General features: G+C 52.5%; 11 protein-coding genes. 3 read left to right on the top strand and 8 right to left on the bottom strand.

All coding sequences use genetic code 11. From position 1 onward, the window contains the following. Positions 1–435 precede the first annotated feature (435 nt). Positions 436–633 (bottom strand): hypothetical protein, encoded by a 198-nt coding sequence (locus tag BLS94_RS11395; RefSeq protein ID WP_090961097.1) that lies wholly within the window; start codon positions 631–633, stop codon positions 436–438. Between the two features lie 190 nt (positions 634–823). On the opposite strand from BLS94_RS11395, the gene BLS94_RS11390 reads away from it, so the two are divergent. From BLS94_RS11390 to BLS94_RS11380, 3 genes are all read left to right on the top strand, one after another. Then, positions 824–3,025, top strand: coding sequence for a primosomal protein N' (locus BLS94_RS11390; RefSeq protein WP_090961094.1), 2,202 nt, complete (start codon positions 824–826; stop codon positions 3,023–3,025). A 221-nt stretch (positions 3,026–3,246) separates the two neighbouring features. Beyond that, positions 3,247–4,659, top strand: a complete 1,413-nt coding sequence (argH, locus tag BLS94_RS11385) for an argininosuccinate lyase (protein ID WP_090961091.1) — start codon at positions 3,247–3,249, stop codon at positions 4,657–4,659. A gap of 33 nt (positions 4,660–4,692) precedes the next feature. Then, positions 4,693–5,577: a fructosamine kinase family protein gene (locus BLS94_RS11380; RefSeq protein WP_090961088.1), complete on the top strand. Its 885-nt coding sequence runs from the start codon at positions 4,693–4,695 to the stop codon at positions 5,575–5,577. A 345-nt stretch (positions 5,578–5,922) separates the two neighbouring features. On the opposite strand, the gene BLS94_RS11375 is transcribed toward BLS94_RS11380, so the two are convergent. The 7 genes from BLS94_RS11375 to BLS94_RS11345 form a co-directional block, all read right to left on the bottom strand. Continuing rightward, positions 5,923–6,351, bottom strand: a complete 429-nt coding sequence (locus BLS94_RS11375; protein WP_090961085.1) for a hypothetical protein — start codon at positions 6,349–6,351, stop codon at positions 5,923–5,925. Positions 6,352–6,552: 201 nt separating this feature from the next. After that, a complete protein-coding gene (locus BLS94_RS11370; RefSeq protein WP_090961082.1) occupies positions 6,553–7,272 on the bottom strand; it encodes a hypothetical protein in 720 nt (239 codons plus the stop codon). Positions 7,273–7,875: 603 nt separating this feature from the next. After that, a complete protein-coding gene (locus tag BLS94_RS11365) occupies positions 7,876–9,486 on the bottom strand; it encodes a peptide chain release factor 3 (RefSeq protein ID WP_090961079.1) in 1,611 nt (536 codons plus the stop codon). Between the two features lie 10 nt (positions 9,487–9,496). Beyond that, positions 9,497–11,641, bottom strand: coding sequence for an ABC transporter ATP-binding protein (locus BLS94_RS11360; protein WP_090961076.1), 2,145 nt, complete (start codon positions 11,639–11,641; stop codon positions 9,497–9,499). Beyond that, positions 11,638–13,146, bottom strand: coding sequence for an ABC transporter permease (locus tag BLS94_RS11355; RefSeq protein WP_090961071.1), 1,509 nt, complete (start codon positions 13,144–13,146; stop codon positions 11,638–11,640). The genes BLS94_RS11360 and BLS94_RS11355 overlap by 4 nt, the downstream gene beginning before the upstream one ends. A gap of 22 nt (positions 13,147–13,168) precedes the next feature. After that, positions 13,169–14,146 carry an ABC transporter permease gene (locus BLS94_RS11350; RefSeq protein ID WP_090961068.1) on the bottom strand — a complete coding sequence of 326 codons (978 nt, stop codon included), beginning with the start codon at positions 14,144–14,146 and terminating at the stop codon, positions 13,169–13,171. After that, a complete protein-coding gene (locus BLS94_RS11345) occupies positions 14,139–16,421 on the bottom strand; it encodes an ABC transporter substrate-binding protein (RefSeq protein ID WP_090961065.1) in 2,283 nt (760 codons plus the stop codon). The genes BLS94_RS11350 and BLS94_RS11345 overlap by 8 nt, the downstream gene beginning before the upstream one ends. Positions 16,422–16,460 lie beyond the last annotated feature (39 nt).

Here is a 16,460-nt window from a genome sequence, read left to right as displayed (position 1 = left end):
CGATGCTGCGGGTGTTGCTCAATGCTTCTGGTGCTGCTTATACTGCAGGTGTTGCTCGGTGCTGTCAGAGGTGTTTCCAGGTGTTTCTCTGTACCCGTGTTTCTGAATACGTGTTACCAATACGTTACATACCCATAACCTCATAAAGACTATCCCCGAAGATGCCCTAAGTCAAGCAGTTTGTCGGGGCTACAACAGGGCATCTTTCATAGCAATTTCTATGCCAATTTGTGTTGGTTTTTCACGCCTTCTTCGGCTCATACTGATCTTTATTTAAAACTTAAAAAAAGTAAAATTTGAATTCAGTTTGTTACCGAAAAAATTGCATAGGTAGGATCAGTTCATCTTCTGCTACGGCTGTGCATTGTTAATACCGCAAGCATATCTCGTGCCAGGTTTCATATGTTTTTATTATCAGGAGCTTGTAACTTACTCTCAAATTTTACGCAAATAACTGTAAAAAAACCCGACATCTTCAATAAATGGCTGGATGTAGATAACCCTTGAATAACCGCTTTTCATGCCGGGGATCATCTCCACCTCGAATTGTTCCAAGTGCGGTACGCTCTGTTTGGGTGTTCGCGCAACGGTTACAATTTTTCCTGGTCTTTTCTTGACTTCCTTGGGGCTCACAAAAACTCCATGGACGAGAAACGAGCTGAACAGCTTTGGAGTGCGCGTAGGTTTTCTTTATCAGACGAGCTGGACGGATCTCTGCTCAATGCTTGAGTTGCTGTTGCTCCGGATCAGCTGGCATGCTGGATTCCCACGATTCTTACACCGCCAATAAACATAAACTCGTTTTCAATATACTCTTCCTGACATGCCCATCGTACGCGTCGCGCTTGATGTTCCCCTGAATATTTTGTTCGATTATCTTGCGCCGGATACCGAAATAACGGCGCAAGATATCGGGACGCGCGTGCGCGTTCCCCTCGGAAGAAGCACGAAGACGGGGGTGATCATGGAAGTGACTACTCACTCTTCTGTCGACCCCGTTAAACTTAAGTACATTACCCATATATTTCGGGATATTCCCTCTCTGCCCCCGGCATTGCTTGATCTATTTCATTTCTGTAGCGAGTACTATCATCATCCTCTGGGGGAGGTCGTCATGAATGGACTGCCGATCCGCCTGCGCAGCAATAAACCTTTTACGCAGAATATTCCAACTGCATTTCATTATTGCCTCACCGCAGCGGGGAGCGCGGCTGATGCCTCAGCGATTCCCGCCCGCAGTATAGTCAAACGAAGGCTTTTAGCAAAACTGAGAGAGTCGGGTGCAATGAGCGCCAGTGAGGCAAAGCAATTTTCGCAGCGTGCGCCCAAGGCACTGAAGGAACTGGTAGCGCTGCGGTGGGTTGAAGAAATACCCGTTACGCCTTTCGAAGCTTCAGCTTCCGTTACCAAAACTGCGCCGATGCCCGTCCTTAACCTTGCGCAGCAAAACGCCATTGATGTGATTGCTCCAAAAATAAATACGTTCAATACATGGCTGCTGCATGGGGTTACCGGCAGCGGGAAAACAGAGGTATACCTGCGACTGATTTCGCTGCTGTTGCGACAAGCGAGGCAAACGCTGGTGCTTGTTCCTGAAATCAATCTGACGCCACAGCTGGAGGCTGTCTTCCGTGCGCGCTTTCCCGCAGTGAAGCTGGTGAGTCTCCATAGCGGACTCAGCCCTTCCGAACGCGCGACCGCCTGGCTGCAAGCGCAACAGGGCGATGCAGAAATAATATTGGGCACTCGCTTAGCAGTATTCACGCCATTGCCAAAGCTTGGGCTGCTGATAGTGGATGAGGAACAGGACGCCTCATTCAAGCAACAGGATGGCTTACGCTATTCCGCGCGCGACGTGGCCATCTTTCGTGCCAAGTATGCCGGTGTGCCGGTAATACTTGGCTCCGCCACTCCGTCGCTCGAAAGTTATTACAATGCCATGTCTGGCCGCTATCTCAGGCTAGCACTACCGTCGCGCGCAGTAAAGAACGCCGTCCTGCCAATGGTCCGCTGTATAGACACCCGAGCTGTAAAAACCAAAGAAAGCTTTTCCGAGCCCGTGATCGCCGCGCTCGAGAAATGCCTGGCGTTAAACCAGCAAAGCCTTGTTTTCATAAACCGGCGCGGCTATGCGCCGGTACTGCTATGCAAATCATGCGGATGGACGGCGGTCTGTCACCGCTGCGCCAGCCGCCTGGTCGTGCACCTGCGCGAGAAAAAATTGCGTTGTCACCATTGCGGTCATCAGGAGCGATTTCCCGGCGTCTGTCACGAATGTGGGGATCAGGACATTGCCCCCTTCGGGCACGGCACCCAGCGGGTGGAGGACGCGTTAGGCCAACGTTTTCCCGACGCTCGGATCATGCGTATAGATCGCGACAGCACAAGCCGAAAAGATGCCTGGGGGCGAATGCTGAAAGACATTCAGGAGCACCGCGTCGACATCCTGGTTGGGACCCAAATTCTCGCGAAAGGGCATGATTTTCCAAATTTATCGCTAGTGGTCACCCTGAATTCCGATGCCTCGCTATTCAGTACGGATTTCCGGGCCTCGGAACGCCTGTTCGCGCAATTAATGCAGGTCGCGGGCCGAGCCGGACGTGCCGATATTCCAGGAGAAGTACTGATTCAAACCGAGTTTCCGGACCATCCGCTGTACCATGCATTACGGCAGCATAATTACGACCTGCTTGCGCAAGCGCTGCTGGAGGAAAGAAGGACGGCGGGGTTCCCGCCATTCGTCTACCAGGTTTTATTGCGCGCCGAAGCGCCCAGGATCGCTGCCGCGCTGGATTTTCTCGCTAGCGCGGCAGCACTAGCCAAGGCGCCAAAGCAGGTCGAGGTATTCGACCCGGTTCCGGCGCCAATGGCACGCCTGAAGGGAATGGAACGCGGCTATCTCTTAGTACAATGCAGGTCGCGTAAAAAATTGCAGGAATTCCTTGCCGGATGGCGGATAAAACTCGACGCACTTCCCAGCTATAAAGTGCGATGGACATTGGACATAGATCCGCTTGAGTTCTGAGCCTGAATAATTCTTTTTACCACCACAAGAAATACTTCCTGTTGACCTGTTTACGGATACCGAAGATCACAGATTCCCATCTGCTTGGCTATAACGTATGGCTATAGAAGGGCCTCGGACACATCTTTTGATTTATACTCATCGTTTTTTAACACGATAAAGAAGAACGGCTTGGCAAGGTTGTGTATTTCTTTGCCCTTCCATCCTGATGAGCGAAACAAATGGCAGCCTCAAAAAAGATCAGCGCACCGGTTGAAAAAAAAATAAACACATGGTCGGGCCGATTTAGCGAGCCAGTTTCCCAGTTGGTGCAACGCTACACCGCTTCGGTGAGCTTCGACCGGCGGCTGGCGGAATATGATATCCAGGGATCCCTTGCTCACGCCCGGATGCTCGCGGCGACGGACATTATTGGCGCGGATGACCTAGCGGCTATCCAACTTGGCTTGGACCAGATACGGGAAGAAATCCGCAGTGGCGAATTTGTCTGGCTACTGGAACTGGAGGATGTGCACCTCAATATCGAGAAACGCCTGACTGCCCTCATAGGCGATGCAGGGAAGCGGCTACATACGGCGCGATCACGCAACGATCAGGTGGCTACTGATATACGGCTCTATCTGCGCGCTTCAATCGACGACATTGTCAGCCTCATCCATGCGATGCAGCATGCGCTGCTGGACCTCGCGGAAAAGCATACTGATACGGTGATGCCGGGTTTCACTCATTTACAGGTGGCGCAGCCAGTGGTCTTCGGCCACCATCTCATGGCATATTTTGAAATGCTGAAGCGCGATGTGGAACGATTATCCGACTGTAGAAAGCGTGTGAACAGATTGCCGTTAGGCGCGGCTGCGCTGGCAGGAACCAGTTATCCGATCAACCGTGACAGGGTTGCGCAAGAACTGGGGTTCGATGGCGTTTGCGAAAATTCGCTGGATGCGGTTTCCGATCGGGACTTTGCCATTGAGTTTTGTGCCGCTGCGGCACTGATCATGACACATCTGTCCCGGTTATCCGAGGAACTGATTCTATGGATGAACCCATCGTTCGGCTTCATTGATCTCGCCGACCGATTCTGCACCGGTTCGTCCATTATGCCGCAAAAGAAGAACCCCGATGTACCGGAGCTGGTACGCGGCAAGACGGGGCGCGTCAACGGCCACCTGGTGGCGCTGCTTACCCTGATGAAGGCCCAGCCGCTTGCTTACAATAAGGATAATCAGGAAGACAAGGAACCTTTATTCGATACCGTAGACACGCTCACTGACACGCTGCGTATCTATGCCGATATGCTGACAGGGGTTCGTGTCAACCGGGAGGCAATGTATAAGGCCGCGATGCGCGGTTATGCAACCGCGACTGACCTGGCGGATTACCTGACAAAAAAAGGGCTGCCTTTTCGTGAAGCGCATGAAACCGTCGCGCAGGCAGTGCGCTTTGCCGATGACAGCGGACGGGACCTGAGCGCGCTTACCCTGCCGGAGTTGCAACAATTCTCACCACTCATTGCGAATGACATCTTCGCTGTGCTGACTCTGGAAGGCTCCGTCAGCAGCCGCAACCATATCGGCGGAACGGCGCCGGCACAGGTAAGCGCCGCCATCGCGCGCGCAAGGAAATGTCTATCCTGATACAGTGGCCCTTCAAGTGGCCACCTGCTACTTATGCCTGCCTGGTCTGAAATCTCGGCACAAATCAGTCGCACCACCGGTATTCCATTCGCTGTCGAAACCATTTCTTCCGTTGGCGGCGGCTGTATCAATCAAACGTATCGGATCGAAGGCAACGGCCAGCGATTTTTTGTCAAACTGAACGATGCCGAAAGCCTGCCGATGTTTGACGCGGAAGCGGCGGGTCTTCGGGAAATCAGCAATACCCGCACGCTCCGCGTTCCCGTCCCGATATGCTGGGGAAGAAATACATCCGGGGCATGGCTGGTACTGGAATATCTGGAGATGGGCAGGGCTTCTCACGGCAGCACAGATGCCCTGGGCTCGGGGCTTGCCGCGATGCATCATTTTACTTCCGGAAAATTCGGGTGGTCGCGCGATAACACGATCGGCGCCACGCCGCAAATCAATCAATCCTGTACCAACTGGATTGAATTTTGGCGCAGATACCGCCTGGGCTATCAATTACAGCTCGCCAGCGTTAATGGTTACACCGGAAGGCTACAGGCGCAGGGCGAGCAACTGTTGGAGAAGCTTCATTTCTTTTTTCCAGGACCGCAACCGGTGGCCTCACTGTTGCATGGCGACTTATGGAGCGGCAACTACAGCTTTGATGACACAGCGCAGCCAGTGCTATTCGATCCGGCTGTATATTATGGGGATCGCGAGACGGATATCGCCATGACCGAACTTTTCGGCGGTTTCTCCCAAACATTTTATGCCGCTTATCGGGAAGCCTATCCGCTTGACGCCGGCTATGAAACGCGTAAAACGCTTTATAACCTCTATCACATACTGAACCATCTCAACCTGTTTGGCGGCGGTTATCTACATCAGGCACAGCAAGCGATCAGCAGGCTGCTTGCCGAAGTCAACTAAACATTAGCGTGCCCATGCCCATGGCCTTCAAAAGGCTATGGGCAGTGAAGCTACAAAATGTGCTAAGGGGCTGCTTCTTCTTGACACTTTATGGTTGTTCTACCATTCTTATAGAATGTACGGCTCAGTGCAGGACGAGATGGGCTATGCGCTATACCAAGATCAAATTTTTGTTTCGAGTCTCATAGTCTATTAAACCGGGGAATGGTTGCAGTGCGTTGGGAGGGGCAGGATTTAGAGCGGCAAAGGAAGTTTGGCGGGAGCTAAATGCCCTGCCCTTGAGGGTGAGTTGAAGTTTCGTCCGTGCGAAATTTGATTTAGTTTACAGCTCCGCGAACTGATGAGTTATGGGCCATTGACTGGTTGCTGAGCGCGCTTAATATCTGCTAGCTGAGCGCGCTTAATGTCTAGTTGGTGTTTGAGTTCGTCAACTTGAACCTGTGCTCTTTTCATTGAATCTCGATTATAATCTTTCAGTCTATTTTGTTCTTGGCTGTACATAGGATTGTTAAATTGCTTCTGAGCCAAAATTAACATTTCTGACGCGCCTGCATCGCCTTGCCGTACTATTGAATCATATTCCTGCTTAATTTCGGCTGACCTCCAGTCTGAGCTTGATTCATTGTATCTACTCTGAGCGGCACTATACTTTTTCTCCAAATCTGCAATTTCCGCAACAAGCCTGCCTTCAGGGGTATCTGGAACTTTGTCCTTTCCACCAACTAGACTAAAGAAGATTATTGCAATTATTCCTATTGCTACAATGTTTGACATGTTTCTAGTATTCCTTATCTACGTCCATCTTGGATAATCATTTTTGAGCGGATTCATAAGTTGGCCGATATAAGTCTTTGTCATCTTTATCAAGACAACGGAAGGTTCATCGCTAGATCCTACACCTGCCCCATTGAGGTCATGAGCCTGGTATCGATAAACGGTTCGAGTCATTTTGCTATGGCTTGAATTAATAAAGGACTAGTCTCCATTTTTTTCATCTACGCCAAATTTGACTTTAAGTTCACCCAGGGAGTAAATACGAACAACTACTGGAACAGGATTCTGTGAAAACCCGACAGATAGGATTTCCCTAACATTCTTAATATCCTCTTCGCGGTCAAAAACAAGAACCAAGATGATTTGAGCATTCATCCAGCCGTAACTCTGGATAGACTTAGTGAGACGCTCGATAGTTGGTTTTAGTCGCGGATACCGCGCTTTTGTGGAGATGTACTTAACTTCTACCACGTTGGTGCGGCCCTCTGCAATAAACAAGCCATCAAAGCCGGTGTCTCGACCGGCAGTTACTTGTCTGTGTAAAGGAGCGCCGTACTCAGCTTGAATAGCTCGTAACACCAAGTCTTCCGCCTGAAAGTAGCGAGCTTTTACTGAAGCCATGCGTTCATTAAGTAATGTTACTTCCGGTGGCAGCTGACCTTCAGCTTGTAGCACTTCCTGGCCTTCAGCTTGTAGCACTTCCTGAACTTCAAGCGCAGCCTTTTCTTTCTGTATTATCGGATCCTGCGGTTTCAGCTGGTCGTTAATTTCAAATGGCCCCGCCTTAATACTGCTACCAGCTTCCACACGTTTCTGTAACGCGACGAGTAGGCCGTAAATGGGGTCGTGAAAACGATAAAGCACGATACCAATAAGGCTGACCCAGAGGATAGTTTGAATGAGCGGCGCAAAGTGTTCCATAATTTGTTGGGCTAACGTGGAGCTATAGGGTTTTGCTACTCCTGCTTGAGCTCGTGATTTATTTCTTTGACGCAGTCACCTGCTCGATCCTATCGTCCTGATCGTAGGAGACCTCGAATGCCAGCTCATCCATCGCCACTAAAAACTGCTTCCGTGGATGTACTGCTTCTGTTCTGCAAATCCTAGATTGACGGCAACCTTTTATTAGCTGTTAGCGGCCTTCAAAATACAGGGATGAAATAAGACCTATGAATTGATGGGGCTTAGCTTTACCCTCTCGCGGCGGAATTGTAGGGACATTTATAGCTATTGCATAGTAGACCTTGGTACATGTGCCGTGCCATGCTCACAAGGATGGAGGACGTCCCCAAGGCCATTTAAGAAAATGTCACCAAACGATCACATACTTGCGGCCTCTTTCGAACCAAAAACAAATTCCTTACACTACTTGGATGTCTGAATCACCTACTTCTTCCCCGCCCCATCCGCCTGCCCGTCTCAAGCTGCTGCGAGCTTCTCCACCTTATCCGAACGAAGCCTCCGCACAGGCCGTAAGGTGCAGCAGCGTCAAATGGAGCTGCTTATGCTGACTGTTGCCTTATTTTACCTGTCGAGATGAGTCTGGAATAACAGCCCGGCATGCTCTCGCATTCGATGGAACTGAACATGCTTCCAGCTTTCCTCCGCTACGCTCAGTTCCGCTCCATATGAAGCCAGGAAAGTAGGGGCATCGACGACGTCATAGGCTATCCGATGCGCGTTGGTATCGATGAACCGCTTAAGCTCGCGGGAGTCGTCCGCGGTGACCCAGCGGGCCAACTGATACTTGGCAGGCGCGAGCCGGGCATCGACGCCATATTCATGCTTGAGTCGGTGTGCTACCACCTCGAATTGCAAGGTGCCTACCGCGCCCAGCAGCAAGGTGCCGCCCCAATGAGGACGAAACACCTGAATCGCGCCCTCCTCGCCCAACTGTGCCAGTCCCAATTTGAGTTGTTTGCTGCGCATCGGATCGGCGAGCTCGACCGTCTGGAAGATTTCGGGCGCGAAAAACGGCAAGCCCGTGAATTGCAGTCGCTCGCCTTCAGTCAGTGTATCCCCCAGCTGCAGTGTTCCGTGGTTGGGGATCCCGATGATATCGCCGGGATAGGCAATATCGAGCAAGTCGCGCCGCTGGGAGAGAAACGACACCACGCCGTTGGTGCGAATATCCTTACCGTTACGCACAATCCTCAAGTTCATCCCGCGATCGAACCGGCCCGAGCAAATCCTCACAAATGCGATGCGATCCCGGTGAGCTGGATTCATATTAGCCTGAATCTTGAACACCACCCCTGAAAATCTCGGTTCGCCAGGTTGCACCTGCCGCTGCAAGGCCATACGCGATCCGGGCGGCGGGGCAAGATTGACCAGCGCGTCAAGTACTTCTCGCACGCCGAAGTTGTTGATGGCTGAGCCAAAAAATACCGGGGTCTGCCGGCCAGCGAGAAAGGCTTCATGGCTGAATTCGGGTGAAGCGCCGCGTATCAGTTCGATTTCCTGCTGCATAGTAGCGGCGCCATCCGCAAAACGCTCTTCAAGCACCGGGTTATTCAGCCCTTTGATGATTTCGTCTCCATCATCCAGCCTGTCCGATCCAGGCTGAAAAACGCGCATGCTATCGCGCTCCAAGTCGAATACACCTTTAAAGCTGCGACCCATACCCATCGGCCAGGTAAAAGGCACTGCGGCCATGCCCAGCGTTTGCTCGATTTCATTGATAAGATCGAGCGGGTCACGTACTTCGCGATCCATTTTATTCACGAAAGTGAGGATGGGCGTTTTGCGTGCACGGCACACCTCCAGCAGACGCAGTGTCTGGGCCTCGACACCATTGGCGGCATCAATCACCATCAGCGCGGCGTCAACGGCGGTCAGAACACGGTACGTGTCCTCGGAGAAATCCTGGTGGCCGGGCGTATCCAGGAGATTGATGACGCAATCGCCATATTCCATCTGCATCACTGAACTGGCTACCGAAATTCCTCGCTGCTTCTCGATCTCCATCCAGTCGGAAGTGGCGTGGCGACTCGCCTTCCGCGCCTTAACGCTGCCTGCGATGTGAATGGCGCCCGCAAACAGCAGCAACTTCTCGGTAAGCGTCGTCTTACCGGCATCCGGATGAGAAATTATGGCAAACGTGCGACGCCGCGCCACTTGCTGACCGACCATCATGAGATTTTCCTTATGCTTGTGATTCGAGGTGCGCTGCTGAGTCTTGTTCCTGGGGATAAAGATAACAGTGCGCGGTATGCGTCGGGCTGAATGAACTTGCCGCTGGGTAAATTTCGCGGCAAATTGGCATGACGTGGGGGCAACGAGGATGAAAGTGACAACCGGCCGGCGGATTGGCGGGTGAAGGAAGGTCTCCGTGAAGTCGGATAATATGACGTTTCGATTCAAGCTCGATCACAGGAATCGCCGACATCAGAGCCTGAGTATATGGATGCCTGGGACTGATCAAGACTTCGTCCACGCTCCCGCGTTCTACAATTCTTCCAAGGTACATGACCGCCACTTCATCCGCGAGATATTCAACTACGGAAATATTATGAGTAATGAATAGATAGGCCAATCCCAGATTGTCCTGCAATTCGTTCAACAGGTTCAGAATCTGGGCTTGAACCGATACGTCCAGTGCGCTGGTAGGTTCATCGCACACGATCAGCTTGGGGTTAACGGCCAGCGCACGTGCGATGGCGATACGCTGGCGCTGGCCGCCGGAAAACTCATGTGGATAACGCCATTTTGCTTCTGGCGGCAACCCGACATTTTCCAGCAAGGCATCGACTTTATGCCTCTTCGCGATATCAGGCTGATGCTCCGCGTCGCTGGCTTTGCTGTCGTCTTCGACATTCAGGGCATTCATGCCCTCTTCGATAATGTCGACAATGCGCATCCTCGGATTGAGCGATGAATACGGGTCCTGAAATATAAGCTGGAATTCGGAGCGTAATTTCCGCAACCGCTTGCGTTCCAACCCAACCAATTCGAGCCCGTTATAACGGACGCTGCCGCCAGAGAGCGGGATCAATTGCAGGATACCCTTACCGACTGTCGTCTTCCCGCAACCCGATTCTCCCACCAACGCTAACGTCTTGCCTCGGCCGATTTCCAGTGAAACGCCATCTACCGCCTTGACATGCCCCACCACATGTTTCATCAAGCCCTTACGGATGGGAAAGTAAACTTTCAGGTCATTGGCGGATAACAAGCATGAATGGGACACACGAGATTCAGGAGTCAGCGATGTGATCTGGGTGTTGGACTCATCCGCAGGCCGGGAGTTCAGAGTCAAGGCTTCCGGTTCCGCATCCCTTGACCCTTGCTGCCCTTGCTCATTAACCTGTGACCCCAGGTTCTGATTAAAAAGATGACATCTGACGTGGTGTTCGCCAGCCAACGCCGTCCACCCCGGCGCCACATCGTGACATAATCCCCAAGCCTGATCACAGCGGTCGGCAAAACGGCAGCCTACGAATTCACGTGACAATGGCGGCACATTTCCGCTGATCGCCGCCAACCGTAAGCCCTGCCGGCGTCTGTCCCGCCCTGGCAGCGAAGCGAGTAATTTTCGCGAGTAGGGATGCGCGGGCTCGCGGAAAAAATCTTCGCGCGTCGCCGTCTCTACCATTTCCCCGGCATACATTATTCCCACTCGATGCGCCATTTCCGCCGCCACACCAAGATCGTGAGTAATCAGCAGGATAGCCATCCCCTCACGTTGCTGCAAATCACGCATGAGATTGAGTACCTGGGCCTGAATGGTAACATCCAGGGCAGTAGTCGGCTCATCGGCGATGAGGAGTTCCGGTTCTCCCGCCAGCGCCATTGCTATCATCATTCGCTGCTTCATCCCTCCCGAAAACTGGAAAGGGTATTCGTTCATGCGCTGTGATGCGTCTGGTATTCCCACCTCATTCAAAATTTCCTGTATGCGTTTTTGCGCAACCGCGCCGCGCAGGTTGAAGTGCCGCCGCAGGACCTCGCCAATCTGTTGCGCCACGGTCATTACTGGATTCAGGCTCAGCATCGGCTCCTGGAAAATCATGCTGATACGCTTTCCGCGAATGCTGCGCATCACGGTCTCCGGCAGCAGAAGGAGGTCATCTCCATCAAGCTTGATAGAGCCCCCTACGATTTCGCCTATTTCTGGCAGCAACCGCATAACGGACAGCGCAGTCATGGACTTGCCGCAGCCCGATTCGCCCAATAGGGCGAAAGTCTCGCCTCTCATGACTTGCAGCGTAAGCCCGTCCACAGCCCGAACCAGTGTTGCCTCCGCATGCAAAACGGTTTCCAGGTTGCTGATTTGCAGCACGGCGCTCATGACGAAAGGGGATCTTCGATCACGGTGGAAACAGCTTTGCCTTCCGGCGCTTTCACGAGTTTTTTGCGCCGCAATGTTCCAATTTTTGCGGACAAGGTTCTCACGCGTGGGTCAAACGCATTTTGTACCGCATCGGCAAATAGATTAGCGCTCAATACCAGCGCAAACATAAAGCTGAAAGCCGCGAGCAGGGCCCACCATACCACCGGTTCACGCGCCATCTCCATCCGTGCCGCATTGATCATGGTTCCAAAACTAATCGTCGACGGATCAACCCCGACACCGACGTAAGACAATACGGCCTCCGCCAGGACGAGGCCGCTGAAATCCATAACCGTCGTAATGAGTACGATATGCATTACGTTAGGAAGAATGTGCCGGCTGATAATGCGCCAATGGGAAACACCAAACGCGTGAGCCGCCTGAATATACTCCATTTCGCGCAACTTCAATGTCTCGCCGCGCAGTAGACGGCACAGGCCGGTCCAACTCGTAACCCCGAGTATGATGCAGAGAAACAGCAGGCGCAGATCAGCCCGCGCGGCGATCGTATCGAACAGCTCGGGGCGGGTCTCGATGTAAACCTGCATCATCAATACTGCCGCCGCGATGAGCAAAACACCCGGAATTGAACTGAGTGTCGTATAGAGGTATTGAATCACATCATCTATCCACCCCCGAAAGTAGCCTGCTGTAATACCCAGAAGCAGCGCAAAAGGAAGCATCATCAACGTAGTCAGTGTTCCGATCACGAGTCCGGTACGGATACTTTTGAGCGACTGGTAAAAAACGTCCTGTCCTACCTTGTCGGTACCTAATATATGGTAGTTTCCGCATAATGCCAGGGCCGCGCCGCACAGCAATAATATCAGCAAGAGTACGATGGCTACCGCATTCCAGGGAATTGCGGTAGTGCCACGCCTGATGGCGGAAAGCGCTGATATGAATGTCTCACCGCTGCGGCGCGCCACCAAGGCGACCAGTGAAATTAACAGCAGGCCCCAGACAAGTAGCCCCAAGCCTCCGCCCGCTCCCGCTCTCAAGGCAACGTCGGTGATAAGCTGCGCTTCGGGATCCTGCAAATGCGCCCCGCCGAATTTCAATCTGGGAAATTCCCGTGTCTGCCTGCCATCCGGGAGCTCCACTGTTTCTCGAGCGTATAGATGCGCGGCAAAGGGCGCTGAGTAGGTCTTTTCCACACGTACGCGCAGGGGGGTGGCGATCAGATCGAGCAGACTCAGCACTTCCACGCTGTAAGCCTGCTCACGGGCGCCTTCGTTGGCGTTTCCCACTGCGGGACGTAAATGCACCGTATCGAGTAGCCCGATAATGATAAAGAACATTAATACCGTGAGAGCCGCCATACCACTCGCGCTATGGCTCACGCGCCGCCATGGCACAAGAAGGTGCTGGTTTCGCCGCACATGCCAAACAAATAGGAGTACTACTGCCACAAGCAGATAGACCAGCGCATCTGTCCAGAGAACTACAGGTTTGAAAGCCATGTCTGGTTTTACCGGAGCAGCATTATTCCAGCCTTACCCTGGGGTCGACCAGGGTATAGGAAATGTCCGTCAATATAAGGCCGACGATATAAAGCAATGATCCCAGAAAGACCATCGCCCGCACTACCGCGAAATCCTGGGAATTGATTGCATCGATCGTATAGCTGCCCAGGCCGGGGATACCGAAAAACGATTCGGTAATGAGGCTACCTAAAAATAACAGGGGGATCACCACCACTGCCCCGGTGAGTATCGGAATCATGGCGTTTCGGAGTACGTGTCCGAACAGCACGAGACTTTCCGGCAGGCCCTTGGCACGGGCGGTGCGGACATAATCCTTGCCCATTTCTTCCAGAAAAATGGTACGGTACCAGCGCGTGTTCGCTCCCGCGCCGCTAATCACGCCGATAATAACCGGAAGAATCAGGAACTTGCCGGCATCCAGTCCCTGCCCATATCCAGAAATCGGCACTAGATGCCATAATTTGCTGATCAGGAATTGTCCGCCAATAATATAGAATAAACTGGAGATCGACATTAGCGCGACGCATAATACCACGCCCCAGAAATCCACGTAGGTAGCCCGAAAAAAAACCATTGTCAGCGCGAAAACGATATAAACGCCCAGCCCCAACAAAAATACCGGCAGCGCGATAGCCAGGCTGGGCACCATCCGTGTTCTGATTTCATGGGCAATGTCGCGTCCGTCGTCGGCGGGGCCGAAGCGGAAGGCGAACATGGCAGCCGACTTCTCGAAAAAAATGGTATGCGTAAATTTTGCAATTCCATTCTCTGTATCGTTAAACATCAGCGGCTTGTCATAGCCGCGCTCCTGCTTCCACTTGTTGATAGCCTCGGGCGTGACACGCTTGATGCCCAGTTGCATCCGCGCCATATCGTCGGGCGTATTCACGACGAAGAATAAGGTGAAGGTAATCAGGTTGACGCCGATGAGAATGGGGACAGCGTAAAGCACCCGCCTTACGATGTAATTAAGCATTTAAGCGCTTGACCTCGATATCTTCATTTGGCCCGGCACGCCTTATACCGGCGTTTCGCTCCTTGCGGCGATAAACGATTGCGGCCGGAAGCAGGCTGACAGCCAGCAGGATCAATCCTCCACCGACAGGCCACAATACCGGCTTATTCCATTCGCGCCGCTTCCGGTCCCTCATGCCGGCGTCGATGCGGAGATATTTGACATTATTGTTTGATAATCTGTTCGGCTTAACATTGCCATACCATGAGTGATACAACCCGTAGTCCTTGGGATGATAGCCCCAGAGCCAGGGCGCATCGTGACGAAGAATATCGACCATCCTGTCGATGATTTGCTGGCGCCTGGGGCCATTCTCCATATTCTTCATATGGTCGAAAAGGCGGTTATATTCGGCGTTGGAGTAATTAGCGGCGTTTTCACCTTCGTTACCGACTTTCTGCTGAGGGCCATGCAGCAGAAATAAAAAATTCTCCGGATCAGGGTAGTCGGCATTCCAGCCCCACTCGAAAATTTGAGCATTGCCCTTGCGAATCTTGTCCTGAAAACGGTTGTAGTCGGTACTTCGAACCACGAGCTGGATGTTGAGTTTCTGAAACTGCTTGCGCATCCAGTCGAGGCTGGATTTGTCCTCGGCCCCGCGGGCAGTGACATCGAAATAAAGCACCAGCGGCTCACCTGTCTTTCTACTCATCCCGCCTGGATAGCCTGCCTCAGCCAGCAATTCTCTGGCCGCTTCAATTGGCTTTCGCTGCGCCCGTCCGTTCACCCAGTCATACACTACCGGGTTAATTCCTTGTTTACCCTCGCGATGTCCAGCGATGCCAGGCGCAATAGGGCCCTGCGCCGGAATGCCACGGCCATTGGCAAATATAGAAACATACTCTTCATAATCAACCGCGATCGAAATAGCCTGGCGCAGCTTTCTGGCGGATTCGCGCCCTTTTTTATCCGTTCCGCCCACTACCGGGTCCAGCATATTGAAGCCCAGGTAATTCGTGGATGCGGCCACAGCAGTCTCCAGGCGAATGCCCTGCGCTCTCATCGCATCGGTTACCGTTGCTTCGCCCTGTCCACCTGTCAGTTGGATCGCCTGATCGAAACTATCGGACCCGATTGCGGAAGCGTCATAATAGCCCTGCAGGAATTTGTTCCAGCGGGGAATGCTTTCCCTTTCCCGGCTGTATATCACTTTGTCGATAAAAGGCAGCGGCTCTCCCGCGTCCTTCAACAAACCGGCTACCGCGTCACCCGGCATACCTTCAGACGGATAAGCCTCACCATGAAAGTTGGGGTTTTTTTCCAGTATCATCACACGGTTGGGATCGTTCTCGGTGAGCATATAAGGCCCGGTGCCGACTGGATACCAGTCAAGGGTGATATTTTTTTCCGACAATCCGCGTTGGCTGTAAAAGCGCTCTGCTTCCCAGGGGATAGGGGCAAAAAAAGGCATTGCCAGCCAGTACATGAATTGCGGATATTTCCCATTGATCTTGATGCGATAAGTGTAAGGACCCAGCACCTCCGCGCCCTCGAGAGGATAACTGCTCAGATCCAGATATGCATCTTTGCCCTCCTCCTTGAACTGCGCCTCGGCGGCAGCCTGTAGCGTCGCTGAATATTCCTTCAGTCCAACAATGTAATCGGACATCAAGCCAAAAATGGGCGAATGCAGCCTGGGGTGTGCCAGCCGCTTAATCTGAAAAACATAATCCTCGGCAGTCAACTCGCGGGAACCGGTATCTCGAAGATCGCCCAGTTTATGAATATCAGCTAGAGCCTCAGCGGTGAGATTATGATAGCTATAAGCTCCCAGTTCGTTTCTGGCAAAGGCAGGGTGAGGCTGATACCGAATACCAGGCTGGATGGAAATTTCATAAATCGTATGCGCGATTTTCTCTGCATCGGCATCGTCATGCAAACGTACGCCGTTCTTGTCGAAATATTGCGCCACCGGCATTCTCACCGCCGCTGATGGGATCAACTGGTAGGGGCGTTTCAAATAATGATATTGCAATGGCGGTTCATAGATCTGCGCTGTCATAAGAATTTCGTTGGAACTATAAGATTGCACCGGATCCAGATGCTTTGGGCGCTCTGCAAAGGCAGCATAGAGAATGTTTTTTTCGGCGTCGGAGGCTGGATAGGGATTGTTCCATGGATTGCCGCTACAGGCGCAGATAAAAACGACGAGCGGCGCCAGCAGGTATTTAGGGAGTCGTCGGATAACTTCTCCAGGCGGAACGGTTTCGGCAAGATCGGGCGAAGGACAACTCATGAGTACCGCCGAGAAAGAGGCATTGGTTCGCTACTAACA

The sequence above is a fragment of the Nitrosospira sp. Nsp18 genome, assembly GCF_900103145.1.
Classification (GTDB): domain Bacteria; phylum Pseudomonadota; class Gammaproteobacteria; order Burkholderiales; family Nitrosomonadaceae; genus Nitrosospira.
Note: the sequence above shows the minus strand (reverse complement) of the source record. Positions and strands in the feature narration are given on the sequence as shown.